An 18,980-nucleotide genomic window follows, 5' to 3' on the forward strand; every position below is an offset into this window, starting at 1 on the left:
GAGTTTACGCGGCGAGCCGAAAAAGACATTGAAGGGCTTTCACCGAAGGACCAGCGCCGTGTCCTAGAATTCCTGTATCAAAGAGTTTCTGCGCACCCCAATCCAAGAGCACTCGCCAAACGGCTGACTGGGACCAAGGAAGCTTGGCGGTTTCGCGTCGGCGACTACAGAATCATTGCCCAGTTTCAGGACAGCCGGCTCGTCGTGCTGATCGGGAGATAGGCAACCGTCGCGAGATCTATCGATGAATAACAGCATAGCGGTAAAGGCAAAACCCGACTGGTCCGCCGCACTCTACCTGAAATTCGAGGATGAGCGCACGCGGCCGGCGCGCGACCTCCTAGCGCAGGTGCCAGTGCCGGAACCGCGCCGGGTGGTGGACATTGGCTGTGGGCCGGGCAATTCGACCGAATTGCTGGTCGAGCGCTGGCCGCAGGCACAGATCAGCGGCTTCGATACCTCGCCCGACATGATCGAGAAGGCGAAGGCGCGCCTGCCCGGCGTCACCTTTGCCTTGGCGGACGCGGCGACGTGGCAGCCGGCCGAACCGGTCGACGTGATCTTCGCCAATGCAGTGTTTCAGTGGCTACCGGAGCATCCGGCTGTCTTCCAGCGGCTGATAGGATTTTTGGCGCCCGGCGGCGCGCTTGCCGTGCAGATGCCGGACAATATGGGCGAGCCTTCGCACCGGCTGATGCGGGAGACCGCGGCCGAGATGCCGTTCACTGAAAAGTTCGAGCGTGCGGCCCGCGCGCCGCTGCCGCCTGTCGCGTTCTATTACGACCTTTTGTCGCCATTCTCGGATCGGCTCGATATCTGGCACACGATCTACAACCATCCGCTGGCCGATGCCGAGGCGATCGTCGAATGGGTGAAGTCGACGGGGCTGAAGCCGTTCCTCGATCCGCTCGACGAAGGCGAGCGGCAGCTTTTCCTGAAGCGCTACACGGCCAGGATCGCCGAAGCCTATCCGAAAACGGCAAGCGGCAAGGTGTTGCTGCGCTTTCCCCGTGTCTTCATCGTGGCGCGGCGTTCTGCTTAGAAACTCTTAGCTACACCCAAAAACAGCCAGCAGCGGATGCTTGACCGGCTTTCGCCGTCATGCGCATCTCGCTGGGGCAGGGATGGCGGCCCTCATGGGCCATGGGGGGTGGATGATGACACTGAAAACGCTCATTTTCGGCGGCAGCATTTGTGCGGCCGCTGTGCTTGCCTTTCGATATCGGCGCAGGCCAAGCGAGCGCGCTGCTTCACCAGCGATGACGGGTATTTCTCCTGCAGCTATCGGGCGCTGGATGATGCCGGCAGCTTTCGCATCTCGGCGCCGGGCTATCCGACTTACGTCCTGGAGATCGACGACCCGGGTTTTGCCTACGGCTATGTCAATCTCGGCCAGCGCAACGTGCCGCTGCCCGGACAATTCGTGCGCAGCAATGATGACGGTGCCTGCTGGAACAACCCGCAGACCAATACCAAGCTCTGCGCCTGGTAAAGACCCGTTCCAGGGACTTGATTTAAGCCGGCATAAACTGGCTAGGTGCAAAAAGAGGTTGCGCCGAGCTTTTGCGGCGTCGACATGAAGCCGCAACGCCTGCGCACGGGACGAACTGGAAATGCATCGCGTCATCATCAGCGGCATCGGCGTTGAAATCCCCGAAGCGTCGATCACCAATGAGGAGCTCGTCGCCAGCTTCAACACTTGGGTGGACATGGAGAACGTCCGGCGCGAGGTCTCGGGCGAGCCGCTGCTGCAGAAATCGGACAGTGCCTTCATCGTCCACGCCTCGGGCGTCCAGACCCGCCATGTCATCGAACGGGAAGGCATCCTCGACCCGACCCGCATGGCGCCGCGCTTCCCGGCGCGGCCCGACGATGCGCTGTCGCTGGAGGCCGAGTTCGGCATCGCCTCGGCCAGCAAGGCGCTCGATCATGCCGGGCTGAAGCCTGGGGATATCGACCTGGTGATCTGCTCGGCCTCGCACCATCAGCGGCCCTATCCGGCTATCGCCATCGAAATGCAGCAGGCGCTGGGCACGAGAGGCGCCGGCTTCGACATGGGGCTTGGCTGCTCTTCGGCGGCGGTCGCATTGCACATTGCGGTCAATCTGGTGCGGGCAGGGGCGCATAAACGCGTACTGGTGACGACGCCGGAGATCATCACGGGCCACCTCAATTTTCGCGACCGGCAGACGCATTTCATCTTCGGCGACGCGTCCGTGTCGATGATCGTCGAAGGGCTCGCCCAGGGCGAGAAGCGGTCGGGGCGTTTCGAGGTGCTCGACACGCGTGCCTGGACGCAGATGTCGAACAGCATTCGCACCAATCTCGGTTACTATACCCGCGCCACCCAGGACGATCCGTACATGATCGATCTGGAAGGCAATCTGATCAAGCAGATCGGCAACAAGGTGTTCAAGGAAGTCACCGTCGCCGGCCACAAGTTCATCGTCGAATTCCTGGCCGAACACGGGCTGACACCGCAAGCGATCCGGCGCTTCTGGCTGCATCAGGCGAATGCGCGGATGAATGCCATGATCCTGAAATTGTCGTTCGGCCATGACGTCGACCATGACCGCGCGCCGATGGTGCTGGAGCGCCTCGGTAATACTGCCGCCGCCGGTGCCATCATCGCCCTGTCGGAGAACCATGCCGACATGAAGGCCGGCGACTACGGCCTGCTCTGCGCCTTCGGCGCCGGCTACTCGATCGGCGGCGCGCTATTGCGCATGCTTTGACCATTTCGGCGCGAACGGAACCAGCATCGGAACGCGCCGAGCAGAGTCGCATCAGTCCGCTTGATCGGAGCATCAGCGCTTTCGACTGGACCCGATGAGCTGACCGCGGCTAATTGCGCGTATCACGCGAGGAACGAACCCATGCTGGATCTTTTTCCCGAAGCCGAAACTCCGGTCGAGATCGTCCCGGCGCGAAAGCTCACCGCCAGGGTGGCCTCGCTCTATCTCGCACCATTCGATCATTTCGAGACACGGGCGGTGGATAAGTTGCAGCTTGGCTTCGACGGCATTGAAGGCGATTTCCACGCCGGCACGACGCGGCGCTCCGGCGGACGGGAACCCTGGTATCCGCGCGGCACCGAAATGCGCAACGAACGGCAATTGTCGATCGTCGCGGCGGACGAACTGGCAATCGTTGCCGAACGGATGGGCATCGCCGAGATCAAGCCGGAATGGATCGGCGCCAATCTCCTGATCGAAGGCCTGCCGCACCTCTCGATGCTGCCGTCCGGCGCGCTGCTGTTCTTCAAAGGCGGCGCGACTGTCAAGATCGACGCGCAGAACGGGCCTTGCCGCATCGCCGGGCGATCGGTCGCCGAAAATGCCGGGATGGCCGATCACGAGGCCGGCGCGCTGCTGTTCGCGAAAGCGGCGAAGCGTTTGCGCGGCCTCGTCGCCTGGGTCGAGAAGCCCGGCACGATCACGGCCGGCGAGGAGATTTCGGTGCGCGTGCCAGAACAGTGGATTTACCGGGCCTGAAGACTAAAATCTTAGAGGATCAGGGATTGTCTGTTTGTAGTTGGCTGCTGAAACAGCTTCCAATCCATCGCCTTGTTTGGCCGTTTTCTTTGTTCGCCGCAATTTCTTCACCGCAATTCTTGCAACGATAGATGCCGGAATTCGGTGGCTTGCTGCCTGGCGACCATTCGTTGTCGTAAGCAACGCTGTCTTCTTGTGCCGCAAGCTCGGTGTTATCATAACAGTTTCAGGCGTGGCCACGTTTCATCCGCGCCTGCTTAAGGATGGCGCGCCAGCGGATCATGGCGAAGGGAATAGGCTCGTTGTTGTTGGCAATGTGGAAGATCTCGTTGTTGAGGTTCTTCAGCGAGCGCCAGAAATCATAGTCGGTGATGCGTGGGTCAGCCGCCAGCCTGTCCGCCTCGACCTTGATGTCGGTTTTCATGCACGTTCCCCGAACCGCTGCTGCTCCGCCGCCCGTATCGCAATTCGATGCGGATGGTTTTCCAACGCCGCGCTGAGTCGTTCAACGTCTCAATTCGGCTTGTTCACGTTAAAACCTCGGTAAGGTTAACGGCGGTTGGGTTGCGGTTCAAGCCGGCTTACGACGAATACCGATCGAGCGGCCGGCGCGCTCCGGCATCGGCAGGGCGGCATGGGCGGCGCGCATCGCTTCGACATTGGCAAGGACGTCGGCGGGGAAGGGCGCCACCTTCGGGCCAGCCATGTCGACATGCAGCGACAGCGTTTCAGACGTGGCGGCAAGCCAGCCGTCGACATGGCGGATTTCCTGATAGGCCCTCAGCCGCTTGTCGTCATGGTCGAGGAGTTGGAACGAGACCGTGACCTTGTGGTCGAGATGCAGCTCCTGGACGTAGCAGACATGGACTTCCGCGGTGTAGATGGTCAGCCGCCGTTCCCTTACATAGTCCATCCCCATTCCCATCATCTCGAAGGCTTCGTCGGAGCAACGGTCGAACAGCACGTTGTAATAGGCCATGTTGAGATGGCCGTTGTAGTCGATCCAGGCCTTCTCGATGTCCATGGCGCGAGAGACGAAAGGGGCGGGGATGGGCATCGGAAACTTCCTTCTCGTCATGCCGGGATGAGCGTGGACTGGACAGAGCGTGGTCGGTGAGACTACGCATCCCTAGATGCAGAACAAGGGTGGACGCTGGTCCATTCGCGGAGGAATCGATGGCTCTAAGCGACCTCAACCCGGTCGAACGCAACGAGGAAGGCATTGCCGCCGTGCTCGGCATCCTCAAGCAGCGGCTCGGCGAGCGATTCCAGACCGGCCAGGCGATCCGCGCCCAGCACGCGCACACCACGACCTATATCCCGACGCAAGCGCCGGATGGTGTCGCCTTTGCCGAGACGACGGAGGAGGTCCAGGAGATCGTGCGTGCGTGCGCGGCACATCGCGTGCCGGTGATCGCCTTTGGCGTCGGCTCTTCGCTCGAAGGTCACACCAATGCGCCGGGCGGCGGCATCTCGCTCGATACGTCACGCATGAACCGCATCATCGCGGTCAATCCGCAGGACCTCGATTGCATCGTCGAGCCCGGCGTGACGCGCGAGGACCTCAACCGGCATCTGCGCGACACCGGCCTGTTCTTTCCGATCGACCCGGGCGCCAACGCTTCGCTCGGCGGCATGGCGGCGACACGGGCGTCGGGCACCAACGCCGTGCGCTACGGCACGATGCGCGACAACGTCCTGTCACTGACGGCGGTGATGGCCGACGGCGAAGCGGTTACGACCGGAAAGCGCGCCAAGAAAAGCTCGGCCGGCTATGATCTGACGCGGCTGCTGATCGGCTCGGAAGGTACGCTTAGCATCATCACCCAGCTGACCTTGAAGCTGCAGGGCATTCCGCAGGCGATTTCGGGCGGCGTCTGCCCGTTTCCCAGCGTCGAGGCGGCCTGCAACGCGGTGATCGCGACCATCCAGATGGGCATTCCGGTGGCGCGCATCGAATTGGTCAATGCGCTGCAGATGCGAGCGATGAAGACCTATTCGAAGCTCGACTATCCGGAGAGCCCCTGCCTGTTCGTCGAGTTCCACGGCAGCGATGCCAGCGTCGCCGAACAGGCCGAGACTTTCGGCATGATCGCCGAGGAAAATGGCGGCGGCCCGTTCCTGTGGACCAGCATCGCCGAAGAGCGGACAAAATTGTGGAAAGCCAGGCACGATGCCTACTGGTCATCGCTGACGCTGCGGCCGGGCGCCAAGGGCCTGTCGACCGATGTCTGCGTGCCGATCTCGCGCTTTGCCGAATGTGTCACCGAGACCGAGGCGGATATCGCCGAGATGGGCCTGATCGCACCGATCGTCGGCCATGCCGGCGACGGCAATTTCCATGTATTGGTGCTGATGGACGTGGACGACCCGAAGGAGATCGCATTGGCGGAAAAATTCGTGGCGCGGCTCAATATGCGCGCCATCGCCATGGACGGCACCTGCACTGGTGAGCATGGCATAGGGCAGGGCAAGATCGGCTTCCTGCGGCATGAGCTCGGTCATGGCGTCGACATCATGCGCACGATCAAGCAGGCGCTCGACCCGCTGAATATCATGAACCCGGGCAAGATATTGCCGGCCGAATAGTGGAAGAAGATCCAGATGGTCCCTGGCTTGACCGCACCACCATTTGGATCGAGACTCCAAGGACCTGAGAGGCAGGCAGGCGTCACAGACGGAGGAATGGTGTCATGGCGATTTCACGCAAGGAAGAGGCTCGGGCGCTGAGCGCCGACGAACATGCTCTCGTCGAGAAGTCGCACCATCCAGCAGTGCAGCATCTTGCCGACGCCGAACTCGCCAGCCTGGTCAAGCTCCTAAGGGAGCGGCGCGACAAGGCCCAGACCGAGGCGCATCGCCGCCGCCGCGAAATGCGCGGCAAGGGTGCGCCAAAGGGCGCCGGCGCCTCGAAGGCCGATGAAGGTTCGCAGTTGAAGCTGGCGGTTCTGGCGATGACCATGCGGCGGCTCAATGGCGAGGCCGAACGCCGCCGCCAGTTGGCAGCGCGTGTTTCGCTGGTCGAGAATGCACGCAAGGCGCTGTCCATGAAGCAGGGCGCTGCGGCAGACGGTCCCGAGTTCAACACGCGCACCGCGCACAAAGGCATGCGCGCGATCGTGAGCCGGCGGCCCGAGAATCTGATCCGGCCGATGGAACTCGGCCGGCAGCGGCAGGCGGCAAAGGTGGCGCAGGCAAAGCGCGACGCGCGCTGAGTTTTCTTGGCCGCCTTCTTTTGCTCTGGAAACCTGTCTGGCGGAATTGCCTCTTTATCGACACGCTGATGCGGGTAGAGTGCGGCTGATTTTCAATCAACCGCTTCGGAGTTCATGCTCGCACGCCTGTTCGTGATCTTCGGTGGGCTTCTCGTGCTGGTGCTGTGTGCGGCGCTGGTGGTGCCTTACTTTGTCGATTGGACGGGTTACCGTGCCGATTTCGAGCGCGAGGCGAGCGCCGTCCTAGGCCGCAAGGTGACCGTGCGAGGCGATGCAACGGCAAGGCTGCTGCCATTCCCCTCGGTGACCTTTTCCAACGTCGCCGTTGCCGGCGGCCCCAACGGCCAGCCGGCGATGACCGTCGAAACCTTTTCGATGGATGCAGAACTCGCGCCATTCCTGCGCGGCGAGGTGCTGATCTTCGACATGCGTCTGGTGCGGCCGAAGGCGATGATCGACATCGCCGCCGACGGCACGGTCGACTGGACGATACGACCGTCCTCGCCCTTCGATCCTGGCCAGATCTCCATCGAGAAGCTGACGGTGACGGAAGGACAGATCGCGCTCAGCCACGCCGCAGGCGGGCGCAGCCATCTTATTTCCGAGATCAACTCGACGATCTCGGCCAAGTCGCTGGGCGGCCCCTGGCGGATGGACGGCTCCCTGTTGCTGGACGGGTTGCGGACCACGATCGCCGCTTCCACCGGCAAGGCTGAAGCGGACGGGCAAATGCGGCTCAGGCTCAAAGCCGATCCGGATGACTATCCGCTGGTCATCGAGACCGACGGCAATGTGGGCCTCGTCGAGGGCGCCGCGGTCTATTCGGGCCAGTTCAAGATATCGGGCGCAGACCAGACTGTAGCGCAGTTGCGCGGCACCGACGGCGAGGCAGTGAAAGTCAGCGCCGGCAAGCCGGATCCGGGGTTCAGGCTGAACGGCAAGTTTTCGCTCGACCACCAGGAGCTCGGCGTCGACGAGTTCCGCTTCGAGACCGGACCGCTCGGCAATCCTTACACCGCCGACGGCAAGGCTGCGGTCGACCTTGGGCTGAAGCCGCATTTCTCGATCGAGGCCAATGGCGCACAGGTGCAGTTCGACGAGGCCGTGGGGGCGGCGGCCGGTGCCGGATTGACGCTGTCCGAGCGGGTGGCGGCGCTGGAGCAGGCGCTGCTCGATCTGCCGAAGCCGACCATACCGGGCACGGTCGAGGTGAGACTGCCGGCGGTGGTGGCAGGCGACACGACGGTTCGCGACGTGCATCTATCCGCCGAACCGGCCGAGGGCGGCTGGGCGGTGAAATCGCTGGCCGCCACGCTGCCCGGCCGCGCCAAGCTGGAAGCCAATGGCATGGTCAGCGTCGAGGATCATTTTGGATTCACCGGATCGCTGCTTCTGGCTGTGGCGCAGCCCTCCGGCTTTGCCGCCTGGCTGTCGAAGGACGTCGACGAGGCGATCCGCCGCTTGCCGGCCGCCGGCTTCAAGGCAAAAGTAGATTTGAGTGAAAAGCACCAGGCCTTCAGCGATCTCGAACTCATCCTCGGCAAGGCGAAGTTCTCCGGCCGCATCGATTCCACCCAGCCCGAAGACACAAGGCCATCGGTGCTGATGCAACTGGAAGGTGGCGAACTCGACGTCGATGGACTCGCCGCCTTCGCCTCGATCTTCGTCAGCGACAAGGGAGCCAACCGCTTTTCCGACCGCGACCTCGATTTCCAGATCAAGGCCGGGCCGGTCAGCGCAGGTGGGTTGACCGCCGATAGCGTCGACACCGCGCTTAGATTGCGCGACGGGCTGCTTGAGATCGACCGCCTGTCGGTCGGCGGACTTGCCGGCGCCTCTATCAGCGCCACCGGCCGGATCAAGGACTTCCCGGCGAGCCCGACCGGCAAGCTCGACGCCTCGGTGGTCGCCGTCGACCTCAAGCCGCTGATCGACGTCGCCGTCCGGCATTATCCGGACAATGCGGTGCTGAAGGGGCTGGCGGCGCGCGCCGCTGCCTATCCGGAGCTGTTCCAGGATGCGCGTATCGACGCCGTCACGAGTGCCGCAGACAATGGCGACGGTACGACTGGACTGGCAATGAGCGCACAGGGCAGGGCCGGTGGCTCGGCCTTTTCGGCGTCGTTGTCCGGCAAAGGGGCGCTCGACCGGCCTCTCGAAGCGCCGGTGACGTTGACCTTCAATGCAAGGAACGCCGACGCCACCGCACTTCTGGCGCTTTACGGGTTGCCGGCACTGCCACTCGGCATGCTCGGCGAGGCGACCACCGACGTCTCGGCCAAAGGCACGCTTGGCGGCGGCCTGGCGACACGCTTCAGCCTCGCCGGCAACGACTTCAAAGCTAGTTTCGACGGGACAGTTGCCGACACGCCTCAGGGCGCCGCCGCAAAGGGCAAGGTCAGCCTTGAAACGGCCGATATCGAGCCATGGCTGATGACGACCGGCGTCGGCCTGCCTGGCATGGGGACCGGCATGTCGACGTCGCTTGCGGCCGATGCCGACTACGGCAATGGTCTCTTGGTGCTGAGCGGCCTCAGTGGCGCAGCCAATGAAGCGGCGGTTTCCGGTGACGTAAATATCGACGTCAAAGAGGGGCTGCCGCATCTTGCCGGCGCGCTGTCGCTGGACGAGCTGGACCTCGATCCGATGGCGATGATGCTGTTCGGCGACCAGGCCTTCCTTGTCAATGATGGGGCCTGGCCGACGGCACCGTTCAGCCAGAAATCCAGTCTGCCATTTACCGCCGATCTCGATCTGACGGCGGCGTCGCTCGCCACCGGCCCGCTTGCCACCGCCTATGACGCCGCGCTGTCGCTGCAGCTCGACCAGGAGGGTATCCGCGTTTCCGATCTCAAGGCAAAGTTCCTCGGCGGTGTGCTGAGTGGTCTGTTCGAGCTCAAGAACAATGACGGCACCGGGCTTTTCTCCGGCCAGATGAAGCTCGCCGGCGGCGATCTGGCAGCCGTGCTGCCGGAGGCCGGCATCAGCGGAAACGGCGAGTTCACGACGGCGCTGTCGACCAGCGGCAAATCGGTCGACGCGATGGTGGCGGCGCTCTCCGGTTCCGGCACGGCGACGCTGAAGGGCATGACCATTGCCGGCTTCAATCCCGATGCCTTTGGCGCATTCATTGCCAAGGCCGACGCGATAGGGCGCGATATCGACGCGTCGAAGACTGCCGGCTTTGTGCCGCAGATCGCCGCGGCGGGCAGTTTTCCGGCGCAGGACACCGATATTGCCTTCACCATCGCCGGCGGCACGCTGAGGGCGCCGCCGGTCAAATTCGAAAGCCCGGGCGCGACGCTGTCCGCCGACATCACCGCCGATCTGAATACCAGCACCGTCGATGCTAAGGGCGAGATCGCCTACCGGCCCGGCGACGAGGCGCTGGTCGGCTCCGAACCGATTTTGAATTTCAGCGTCGACGGGCCGTTCGGCGCCACCAAACGGCAGTTCGACAGCGAGCCGCTGACACAGTTCCTGACCCAGCGTGCGCTGGAAAAGGAGCAGCAGCGGGTCGAAGCCATGCAAGCCGCACTGCTCGAGAAACAAAGGCTGCGGCGTGAGGTGCGCTACTACGCTGCCCTGCAAACGGAGCGTCAAAGAGCGGCGGAGGAACTGCGCAGGCAACAGGAAGCAGCGCGGCTGAAGGCCGAGGCCGACGCCAAGGCAAAGGCCGAAGCTGAGGCGCAGGCCCAAGCCGAAGCGGAGGCGAGGGCGCAGGCTGAAGCCAAGGCGAAGGCTGAAGCGGACGCCAAGGCAAAGGCCGAAGCTGAGGCGCAGGCCCAAGCCGAAGCGGAGGCCAGGGCGCAGGCTGTAGCCAAGGCGAAAGCGGATGCAGCGGCGAAGGCCGAAGCCGAGGCCAGGGCGAAAGCCGAGGCGGCTGCAAAGGCCAAAGCGGATGCCGAAGCCAAAGCCAAGGCGGCGCAACAGGCTGCCGAGGAAGCAGCGCAGGCCGAAGAACAGCAACGCCAGAGGGCGGAAGAGGCGTTGCGGATAGCCTCGGAAGAGAAGGCAAAGCTCGACGCCGAACGCAAGGCCGCGGCGGAGCAGGCGCAGAAAGCGGAACGGGCGCCACCGGCCGCAAATAACGTGCCACCGCCAGTGCCGCCGCCGCCAAAGCTCAAGTTCGACCCCTCGTCGATCGACGATCTGCTAAAATCACTGAGTGGCGGGTGACGGCGCATCCTTTATGCGCCGCATCCAGCAAGCAAGCGCTTCAGCATCGGCTCGATCCGCCCGAGTTCGTCGAGATGAGCGGCTGACAGATCGGCGAGACTGTCGTCGGCGCGGTCGGTCAGCCGCAGCAGCACGCGGCGGTGGTCCTCCTCGTCGTGGTCCCTCGCGACGAGCCCGGCTTCGCACAGACGGTTGACCATCCGGATGAGTATCTCGAGGGCCTCTCCGACAAGCTGCTGATGGCGAACGTGTCCCATTTGCCCGTCGTCACGCGAGAAAATGCGCGGCTGGTGGGCTATGTCGGCTGGAAGGACCTGATGCGTGTCAGATCGAAGAAGCAGGCCGAAGAACGCGACCGCTCGGCTTTGCTGGGCTTCCGTATCCGGCGCAGGAAACAAGATAGCGTTGCCTGAAGGCTACAACTTGCGGCGCTTGGCCCAGTCCAGCACATAGAGCCTGAGCGCCGAGGAGAGGTTCGCATCGCGCGGGCGGCTCTCGTCGATTTCGGCGACAAGCGCGGCGAGCGTCAATTTTCGCGCGGCCGCGATGGCGACCAGGTCGTCGTAAAAAGGCTTTTCGAGCGAATAGCTGGTGCGGTGGCCGCGAATGGTGACCGAGCGCTTTTCGACCGGGCTCACGCGACCGCCCTCACACTTCAAGCATCGGATTTGTCCGAATCGCCCGATTTTTCCCGGCGATGACTGGCGACGAATTTGTCGGCCTTGTCGGCGATCAGGCGGTCGCGATCCCGGCTGGTTTTGGAACGGCCATGCAGCGCCCGGTTCTGTTCGGCCAGGCGCTCCTTCTCGGCTCGCGCCTTCTGCTTGCGTGCCTGACGGAGATTGACGATCTCGGCCATGTCACGCCGCCCGTTGGGTCACTTCTTGCGGAAGGCGTCGAGCGACACCACGTCGGCCCCCTTGGCGCCGGCGTCGGCCGCGGCAGGCTTCTTTTCCGCCTCAGCGGTTTTCTTCTTCGTCTCAGGCTTTTTCTCGGCGACGATGGCCAGCGGCTCGGGAGCAGGCTTGGCCTTTGTCTCCTGTTCAGCCGGGGTATCCGTCTTGACGTCGAATTCGAGCTCGAAGTTGACGGACGGATCGTAAAAGCCGCGTACGGCCGAGAACGGGATTTCCAGTTTCTCCGGCACGTCGGAAAACGACAGCCCGACCTCGAAGCCGGTGTCGCTCACCTTCAGGTCCCAATATTGGAACTGAATAACGATGGTCATCTGTTCGGGATAGCGTTCGCGCAGCCGCGAAGATACGCGCACGCCCGGCGCGCCGGTGAGAAATGTGATGAAGAAGTGATGGTTGCCTGGGAGACCGGTGCGCGCGACCTCGGCCAGGACCTTGCGCATGACGCCGCGCAACGCCTCCTGGGCCAGAATGTCGTAGCGGATGTGGTCGTCGGCCATGTGGCTGTCGGCTTCCGTTGAATCGTCCTGATAGCTGTAATCAAGCTTGAGCGCGGCGTAAACCGGATATAGATCGCCGGGGTGCGGAAGCGAAGCCTGTTGGCGACGATTTGATCGCCAAACGGCTTTGATCGTCAAGCGCTGGCGAGTACGCCCTGTTTGCTTGCTCGGGCCACAGGCTGCCGCTTGCCGAAGGCGCGCAGGAAGGTGCGCACGCCATTTGTCGCCGATTGCACCACCTCGTCCTCGGTCGGTGTACCGCCGAGCATGAACGTCGTCTGCAACTCGGCATTGGCAAGCGCCATGAACTGGCGCGCTGCGACATCGGGATCGTCGATATCAAGGAAGCCGGCATGAGCGAGGCGGGCGAAACGGGCGGCGATCGCCGGCCATGTCCTGCCCGGTCCTTCTTCGCGCCATTCGGCGAAGAGCTCGGGGTAGCGCTCGCCCTCGCTCTGGATCAGCTTGCGCAGGAATTTTCCGTCGCGGTTGCAGATGCAGTTGTGGTTCATCCGGACGGCAAAGGCGATGAGGTCGGCCTCGAGATCCTTCGGCCGATCGGGAAAAGTGGAGATCGTGGCAAAGATGCCGGCATTGCAACGTTCGGTGAGTTCGCGAACGATAGCAACGAAGAGTTTTTCCTTGTCGCCATGATGATTGTAGATGGTCTGGCGGGAGACGCCGGCTTCGGCGGCAATCATGTCGATATTGGCACCGGCGAAGCTTTCGCGGCAGAAGACCGAGGCGGCGGCGTCGACAATTGACATCCGCTTGGCCTCATGGCCCCGCGGCGGGAAAATGTCAGGAGAAACGTTGGCCTTCATGCAAAACTATATAGAGGTGGTTGACGAATTAGACAAGCCTGTCTAAATTTGTGGACTAACACGAGGGGGTTTCGTTCCGCAGAAGAGTCGGAACTCCACGGGATGGAACGTCCTAGGGTTACACGCCGGCCCGCGGCGGCAACCAGAATTCGAAAGAGCCTGCTATCATGAACGCCAAATTCCTCCGCATTGCGGTCGTGCTCGGCCTATTGTCCGCCATCGGCCCGTTTGCCATCGATATGTATCTTCCGGCCTTGCCGTCGATCGGCGAGGATCTGCATGCCGGCACCGCCGCGGTGCAGATGAGCCTGCTGATCTTCTTTCTTTCCATGGGCTTCGGCCAGATCGTCGTCGGACCGATCTCCGACATGGTCGGCCGCAAGCTGCCGCTCTACGGCGGCCTGGCGCTGTTCATGGTCGGCGGCGTCGGCTCGGCGCTGGCTCCCTCGATCGAATGGCTGATCGCCTTCCGCTTCCTGCAAGGGCTCGGCGCCAGCGCCGGCATGGCCGTGCCGCGCGCGATCGTGCGCGATCTGCATACCGGCACCGAGGCCGCCAAGTTGATGTCGCTGTTAATGCTGGTGTTTTCGGTGTCGCCGATCCTGGCGCCACTGACCGGTAGCCAGATCATCGAGAATTTCGGCTGGCGCGCCGTGTTCTGGACGGTGACGGGCGCGGCCGTGCTCGCCACCATCCTGCTGGCGACCTCGCTCAAGGAGACGCGGCCGGTCGAGGAGCGCGCCGGGTCGTCCTTCGGGACGGCACTTTCCGGCTACCGCTTCCTGATGGGCGACCGCAACTTCCTTGGCCTGACGGCCATCGCCGGCTTCGGCATTGCGAGCTTCTTCGTCTATCTGTCGAGCTCGTCCTTCATCCTGATCGACCATTACGGGCTGTCGCCTTCGGTCTACAGCGTGTTCTTCTCGATCAATGCGGTTGCCTTCATCGGCATGTCGCAGCTGACCGGGTTGCTGTCGGAGCGGTTCGGGCTGCAGCGCGTGGTACGCGTCGCGGTGACCGGCTATGCGACGACGATGGTGGTGTTGTTCGCGGTGATGGCCTCGGGTGTCGACCGGCTCGACGTGATGGCGGCCCTGCTGTTCGTCGGCTACGGTTTCCTCGGCCTGGTTATCCCGACCACGTCGGTGCTGGCCATGGAAGAGCATGGTGAGATCGCCGGCACGGCGTCGGCGCTGATGGGCACGCTGCACTTCGCCATCGGCGCGGTCGCCATGGGTGTCGCCGGCGTGTTCTTTGACGGCACGCCGCTGCCAATGGTGGCGGGCATCACGCTCTGCGCGGCGATCTCCTTCACGCTGGCCAAGGTAACGCTCGGCCGCAGCCGCGAAGCTGCGGAAGCGCCGGCGGAGTAAGCTTCTCCTAGCGAGACAAAAAAGGCCGGGCGATGTTCCCGGCCTTTCACGTTTGCGATCCCGGTTCAAAGCAGCCTATGCCTATATGACGGGTTCAGGACATGCAGCTTCGACATCTCAAGACATTCGTGGCGGTCGCCACCACCTTGAACATCACACGCGCCTCCGAGCGGGTTCATCTTGCCCAATCGAGCGTGACGGAACAGATCCAGGCGCTGGAAGCCGATCTGGGCACGTCGCTGTTCGACAGGTCACGGCGTGCCTTGAAGCTGACGGCGGCGGGACAGCGCCTGCTGGACTACGCAAACGATCTCCTCGACCTCGCGGACGAAGCCCGTTCCGCTGTCGCCGACGCGAGCGGCACGGTTGCCGGTCGCCTGACTGTCGGCGGCCTGGAGACGCTTTGCGTTACGCGCTTGCCAGCCTTGCTGAGCGAATTCCACCGGCGCTATCCAGACGTGGAACTGAACCTCCAGGCGGACGATAGCGGCCGGTTGCGTGCCGGCGTGGCCAGCGGGGCGCTGGACGTGTCTTTGCATTTCGGGGCCGCCCCGGTGGCGGCGCCGGAGCTGCGAAGCGAGCAGGTGGCAGAAGAAGAGCTCGTCATCATAATGCCGGCAAATCACCGGTTGGCCGGATATTCTGCCATAACGCCCGACGATCTGGCTGACGAGGCCTTCCTCGTCACCCAGCCCGGTTGCGTCTACAGGCGGATGTTCGACGAAACGTTTGCCGCAACGTTGCCTGACCGTCCAAAACTGGTCGGCGAGTTCGCCAGCATGGGCGCGATACGGGGCCTTGTTGCAGCCGGTCTTGGATGCGCGCTGGTCCCGCGTCTCGTGGGTTCTGCGGCTGACGCCAATATCGTCGTGCTGCCTTGGGTCGGAAGCAGCCCGGTGACGCCGGTCACCATGGTATGGCGCCACCGGCGCATTCAAGCGCCGGTCTTGCAACTGTTCCTCGCAATGGTTCGCGAGGTCTGGCCATCACTAGACCAATCGCTGGCCACCATCGACATGAAGCACGGTTCCGGTGATGAAGCCGTTATGCATCAGGGACGTGATAGCTTGGGCAACGTCGGCTGCCCGGCCGATCCGGCCGACGAGCAGACGCTTTGCCATGGCGTCCAGCGCAGCCGTCTTTCCGCTGCCGACGACGGCATCCCAAATCGGCGTGTCGACCCAGCCCGGCGAGACGACATTGACGCGGATCGGCGCCAGTTCGACGGCAAGCGCGTAGGCGAGTGAGCCAAGGGCCCCATTAACGGCTGCCACCACCGAGCCTTTCGCCGCCGGACGATAGGCGGCGATGCCCGAGGTCAGCGTGATCGACCCCCTGGGCGTCAGACGAGGCGCGCCGTGTTTGGCGAGAAGAAGCGGCCCGACGATTTTGGAATCCATCACTTTCCGCGCTATCGAGACGTCCATCTCGGGAAGCAACACATAGACGCCGATGATGTCGGCGGCGGTCGAGACGATGTGGTCGAGCGTACCGACGTCCTCGAACAGGCGCTGGACCTCGTCCTCGCTTGTGACGTCGGCTGCGATCGTCCTCAGCCTTTCCGGGTGAGGCAAGTGCTGCCGTGCGGCCGACAACCGGTCCTCGGAGCGGCCGACGATCGTAACCTCGGCGCCGGCAGCAAGCTGCTGTTCGGCAAGCGACAGCCCCATGCCGGAACTGCCGCCAACGATCAGGATGCGTTCGGGTTTTGGCGTGGTTTCCTGGTTCATCTTATCTCCATCAGGTAGCTCGCGGGGCGTGACCGACACGCGGCGAGAAACTGAAGCCTTGTTCGACAAAGGCAGGGGAGAAGGGAAACGGGAAGATACGAATGCTGCCATCGGAGGTTCCGATGATGGAAAGCCCTTGGGTTTTCGCCTCAGCCTGAGACGCCTCAGCCTGAGACGTTGACGATGCGCGATTTTCTGTGTAGCAGCGATCATCATGAAGATCGCAATGGTTCTTGCAGTGGTAGGAAAGCGCACGGGCAGGATGGTGTAACCATCCGGCGACAGCCACCCGTGCGCGACAAACAGGCTCCCGACGGGGCCTTTTTTTATGCCCGAAATTCTTCTTACGCCCGATTTCGGCGATGCCCCGTCAACCCATCCTCATCACGCTACGGGACAGAACCATGACAAGCGATAATTCCATTCAGGATACGAGCAACCGCATGACAGGAGCGGAGATCATTCTCCGCGCACTCAAAGACAATGGTGTGGAGCATATTTTCGGCTATCCCGGCGCGGCTATTTTGCCGATCTATGACGAGATATTCCAGCAGGACGACATCAAGCATATCCTCGTGCGCCATGAACAGGGCGCCGGCCATGCCGCCGAGGGTTACGCCCGGTCCACGGGCAAGGTCGGCGTGATGCTGGTCACGTCAGGCCCAGGCACGACGAATGCCGTGACGCCCCTGCAGGACGCGCTGATGGATTCAGTGCCGATTGTCTGTCTGTCCGGACAAGTGCCGACAACATTGATCGGCTCCGATGCCTTTCAGGAATGTGACACGATTGGCATCACGCGATCCTGCACCAAGCACAACTCTTTGGTCAAAGACGTCAATGACCTGGCGTCAGCGATCCATAGGGCGTTCCACATCGCCCAGTCAGGGCGACCGGGGCCGGTTCTCGTCGACATGCCAAAGGACGTTCTGTTTGCGTCCGGCATGTACACGCCGCCTTCGGACGTTGCTGCGCTGAAAAATTATCAACCGAAGCTGCAGGGCGACATCAACAAGATCGGCCAGGCGATAGCGCTGATGGCCAATGCCAGCCGTCCCGTTATTTATGCCGGCGGCGGCATCGTCAATTCCGGCCCGGAAGCATCGACATTGCTCCGGGAGCTGGTTCAACTGACCGACTTTCCGGTCACCTCGACGCTTATGGGCCTTGGAGCTTACCCCGCCTCCGGCAAGAACTGGCTCAAGATGGTCGGTCTGCATGGTTCCTATGAGGCGAACATGGCGATGCACGATTGCGACGTCATGATCTGTATCGGCGCCCGCTTCGATGACCGCGTGACCTCGCGTGTGGATGCTTTTTCGCCCAACTCCAGGAAGATACATATCGATATAGATCCGTCCTCGATCAACAAGAACGTCCACGCCGATATCGGCATACAAGGCGATGTCGGCAATGTTCTGGGTGACATGGTTCGTCTATGGCGCGCATTATCTCAGAAACCGGATGGAAGTCGCCTTCAGGACTGGTGGAGAAAGATCGCCGCCTGGCGCGCACGCAATTCGTTCTCCTATGAGATGAACAACGACGTGATCATGCCGCAATATGCGGTGCAGCGCCTTTACGAGCTGACGAAGGATCGCGACACATACATCACCACTGAAGTCGGCCAGCATCAGATGTGGGCGGCCCAATTCTACGGCTTCGAAAAGCCGAACCGCTGGATGAGTTCGGGCGGCCTGGGGACGATGGGTTACGGCCTGCCGGCGGCGCTCGGCGTGCAGATCGCTCATCCGGACAGCCTCGTCATCGATATCGCCGGCGACGCGTCGGTTCAGATGACCATGAAAGAGCTGTCGACGGCAGTCCAGTACGACGCGCCGATCAAGATATTCATCCTGAACAACGGATATATGGGCATGGTTCGCCAGTGGCAGCAAATCCTTCATGGCAACCGCCTCGCGCATTCCTATTCCGAGGCCTTGCCCGATTTTGTCAAATTGGCCGAGGCGTTCGGAGCGGTCGGCCTGCGCTGTGACAAACCAGCCGACCTTGACGATGCGATACAGGAAATGATCGACGTGGACCGGCCGGTGCCCCTCGACTGTCGTGTTGCCAAGCTCGCCAATTGTTTTCCGATGATCCGGACGGGCAGAGGGCACAATGAGATGCTGTTGCCCGATGAGGCTACTGGTGAAACATTCGCCGGTGCGATCGACGCGGTCAGCCAGGGGCTGGTATAAACGCCGCGGCGTCTTGAGCGTATCAGGGCGCATAAAAAGCCCAGCCGGCGAGGCCTGCAGCTGCACATATCAAAAAAGGAAGAAATGGAGGTTTCTGTTGCCAGGTACCTCCGAACCCCGCCTAGAAGTGCGAACCACTAGGGCTTGAATTGAAGCTATCGCACCGCTTACGCGGCGAGACGTGCTTCCGCATAGTTGTCGTTGGCAACTATAAGTTTAGCCCGATAACGGTGGTACAATGCCGGGCAAAAGTACGATCTTTACACCTTCGTCGATCCTATTTCGCCCCCAGCAAAAGCCGCTCTTGAGCAGCGGTTTTTGGTGGAGGCGCCGGGTACCGCCCCCGGGTCCGAACGGCTTATTTCATCGCCTGTTTATCACCATAGTCGGTCGAGCCGACGAGGCGAATATAGGGACTGGCGGTGGAAAATGAAAGGCCGGAATGCCACTTTCGTCCGTGTCAAAGTGGATCATCAAGGGGTTGACTTGCAGCCGGTCTCAACCGAAGCTTTGTGGCGGTGAGGAGACCCAGCGCACAGTTGCGGCAGCG

At 62.4% G+C, this 18,980-nt stretch carries 20 protein-coding genes, 1 other RNA gene and 1 pseudogene; 12 read left to right on the top strand and 10 right to left on the bottom strand.

Translation table 11 applies throughout. From position 1 onward, the window contains the following. Positions 1-27: 27 nt before the first annotated feature. The 5 genes from NKI50_RS00345 to NKI50_RS00365 all read left to right on the top strand — a co-directional run bounded on the left by NKI50_RS00345 (position 28) and on the right by NKI50_RS00365 (position 3,494). Positions 28-222, top strand: a complete 195-nt coding sequence (locus NKI50_RS00345) for a type II toxin-antitoxin system RelE family toxin (RefSeq protein WP_352639793.1) — start codon at positions 28-30, stop codon at positions 220-222. A 22-nt stretch (positions 223-244) separates the two neighbouring features. Next, complete coding sequence (tam, locus tag NKI50_RS00350; RefSeq protein ID WP_352482967.1) at positions 245-1,042, top strand: trans-aconitate 2-methyltransferase; 798 nt, start codon at positions 245-247, stop codon at positions 1,040-1,042. A gap of 108 nt (positions 1,043-1,150) precedes the next feature. Then, the gene (locus NKI50_RS00355) at positions 1,151-1,492 is read left to right on the top strand and encodes a hypothetical protein (RefSeq protein WP_352482968.1); all 342 of its coding nucleotides are present in this window, start codon (positions 1,151-1,153) and stop codon (positions 1,490-1,492) included. A gap of 121 nt (positions 1,493-1,613) precedes the next feature. Further along, positions 1,614-2,735, top strand: coding sequence for a beta-ketoacyl-ACP synthase III (locus tag NKI50_RS00360; RefSeq protein WP_352639723.1), 1,122 nt, complete (start codon positions 1,614-1,616; stop codon positions 2,733-2,735). Positions 2,736-2,876: 141 nt separating this feature from the next. Beyond that, positions 2,877-3,494, top strand: a complete 618-nt coding sequence (locus NKI50_RS00365) for an MOSC domain-containing protein (RefSeq protein ID WP_352495167.1) — start codon at positions 2,877-2,879, stop codon at positions 3,492-3,494. Between the two features lie 3 nt (positions 3,495-3,497). Here NKI50_RS00365 and NKI50_RS00370 read toward each other — a convergent pair whose 3' ends face one another. The 3 genes from NKI50_RS00370 to NKI50_RS00380 form a co-directional block, all read right to left on the bottom strand. After that, on the bottom strand, positions 3,498-3,734 hold the full coding sequence (locus NKI50_RS00370) for a hypothetical protein (RefSeq protein ID WP_352715025.1): 237 nt from the start codon (positions 3,732-3,734) through the stop codon (positions 3,498-3,500). Further along, positions 3,721-3,918, bottom strand: a complete 198-nt coding sequence (locus NKI50_RS00375) for a hypothetical protein (RefSeq protein ID WP_023676715.1) — start codon at positions 3,916-3,918, stop codon at positions 3,721-3,723. The genes NKI50_RS00370 and NKI50_RS00375 overlap by 14 nt, the downstream gene beginning before the upstream one ends. A gap of 147 nt (positions 3,919-4,065) precedes the next feature. Continuing rightward, on the bottom strand, positions 4,066-4,551 hold the full coding sequence (locus NKI50_RS00380) for a thioesterase family protein (RefSeq protein ID WP_023720828.1): 486 nt from the start codon (positions 4,549-4,551) through the stop codon (positions 4,066-4,068). A 119-nt stretch (positions 4,552-4,670) separates the two neighbouring features. Here NKI50_RS00380 and NKI50_RS00385 point away from each other — a divergent pair, with 119 nt between their 5' ends. The 3 genes from NKI50_RS00385 to NKI50_RS00395 all read left to right on the top strand — a co-directional run bounded on the left by NKI50_RS00385 (position 4,671) and on the right by NKI50_RS00395 (position 10,888). Then, positions 4,671-6,083 (top strand): FAD-binding oxidoreductase, encoded by a 1,413-nt coding sequence (locus tag NKI50_RS00385; RefSeq protein ID WP_352639721.1) that lies wholly within the window; start codon positions 4,671-4,673, stop codon positions 6,081-6,083. Between the two features lie 104 nt (positions 6,084-6,187). Further along, a complete protein-coding gene (locus NKI50_RS00390) occupies positions 6,188-6,709 on the top strand; it encodes a hypothetical protein (RefSeq protein WP_352482975.1) in 522 nt (173 codons plus the stop codon). Positions 6,710-6,823: 114 nt separating this feature from the next. Next, a complete protein-coding gene (locus NKI50_RS00395) occupies positions 6,824-10,888 on the top strand; it encodes an AsmA family protein (RefSeq protein WP_352715030.1) in 4,065 nt (1,354 codons plus the stop codon). A gap of 11 nt (positions 10,889-10,899) precedes the next feature. Here the strand turns inward: NKI50_RS00395 and NKI50_RS00400 are convergent, their stop codons facing one another. Continuing rightward, positions 10,900-11,145 carry a winged helix DNA-binding protein gene (locus NKI50_RS00400; RefSeq protein ID WP_352482977.1) on the bottom strand — a complete coding sequence of 82 codons (246 nt, stop codon included), beginning with the start codon at positions 11,143-11,145 and terminating at the stop codon, positions 10,900-10,902. Here NKI50_RS00400 and NKI50_RS00405 point away from each other — a divergent pair. After that, the gene (locus NKI50_RS00405) at positions 11,029-11,301 is read left to right on the top strand and encodes a CBS domain-containing protein (protein WP_352482979.1); all 273 of its coding nucleotides are present in this window, start codon (positions 11,029-11,031) and stop codon (positions 11,299-11,301) included. The genes NKI50_RS00400 and NKI50_RS00405 overlap by 117 nt on opposite strands. A gap of 3 nt (positions 11,302-11,304) precedes the next feature. On the opposite strand, the gene NKI50_RS00410 is transcribed toward NKI50_RS00405, so the two are convergent. The 4 genes from NKI50_RS00410 to NKI50_RS00425 all read right to left on the bottom strand — a co-directional run bounded on the left by NKI50_RS00410 (position 11,305) and on the right by NKI50_RS00425 (position 13,126). Then, positions 11,305-11,526 (bottom strand): ribbon-helix-helix domain-containing protein, encoded by a 222-nt coding sequence (locus NKI50_RS00410; protein ID WP_023720823.1) that lies wholly within the window; start codon positions 11,524-11,526, stop codon positions 11,305-11,307. 17 nt (positions 11,527-11,543) lie between these two features. Next, positions 11,544-11,747 carry a DUF4169 family protein gene (locus NKI50_RS00415; protein ID WP_023720822.1) on the bottom strand — a complete coding sequence of 68 codons (204 nt, stop codon included), beginning with the start codon at positions 11,745-11,747 and terminating at the stop codon, positions 11,544-11,546. 18 nt (positions 11,748-11,765) lie between these two features. Then, positions 11,766-12,302 (bottom strand): SspB family protein, encoded by a 537-nt coding sequence (locus NKI50_RS00420; protein WP_023676707.1) that lies wholly within the window; start codon positions 12,300-12,302, stop codon positions 11,766-11,768. 134 nt (positions 12,303-12,436) lie between these two features. After that, the gene (locus NKI50_RS00425) at positions 12,437-13,126 is read right to left on the bottom strand and encodes a TetR/AcrR family transcriptional regulator (protein ID WP_352639714.1); all 690 of its coding nucleotides are present in this window, start codon (positions 13,124-13,126) and stop codon (positions 12,437-12,439) included. A 167-nt stretch (positions 13,127-13,293) separates the two neighbouring features. Here NKI50_RS00425 and NKI50_RS00430 point away from each other — a divergent pair, with 167 nt between their 5' ends. After that, on the top strand, positions 13,294-14,499 hold the full coding sequence (locus NKI50_RS00430; protein WP_023720819.1) for a multidrug effflux MFS transporter: 1,206 nt from the start codon (positions 13,294-13,296) through the stop codon (positions 14,497-14,499). 101 nt (positions 14,500-14,600) lie between these two features. Further along, positions 14,601-15,422, top strand: a pseudogene (locus tag NKI50_RS00435) (LysR family transcriptional regulator); the annotation flags it as partial. A 66-nt stretch (positions 15,423-15,488) separates the two neighbouring features. Here the strand turns inward: NKI50_RS00435 and NKI50_RS00440 are convergent. Further along, entirely contained in the window at positions 15,489-16,229 is a 741-nt protein-coding gene (locus tag NKI50_RS00440) for an SDR family oxidoreductase (protein WP_031194509.1), read from the bottom strand. A 404-nt stretch (positions 16,230-16,633) separates the two neighbouring features. On the opposite strand from NKI50_RS00440, the gene NKI50_RS00445 reads away from it, so the two are divergent. Continuing rightward, on the top strand, positions 16,634-18,430 hold the full coding sequence (locus NKI50_RS00445) for an acetolactate synthase 3 large subunit (protein WP_352715035.1): 1,797 nt from the start codon (positions 16,634-16,636) through the stop codon (positions 18,428-18,430). Positions 18,431-18,513: 83 nt separating this feature from the next. On the opposite strand, the gene ssrA is transcribed toward NKI50_RS00445, so the two are convergent. After that, positions 18,514-18,869, bottom strand: a transfer-messenger RNA (tmRNA) gene (ssrA, locus tag NKI50_RS00450). Between the last annotated feature and the right edge of the window lie 111 nt (positions 18,870-18,980).

This window comes from Mesorhizobium sp. M0563 (assembly GCF_040321065.1).
Lineage (GTDB): Bacteria > Pseudomonadota > Alphaproteobacteria > Rhizobiales > Rhizobiaceae > Mesorhizobium.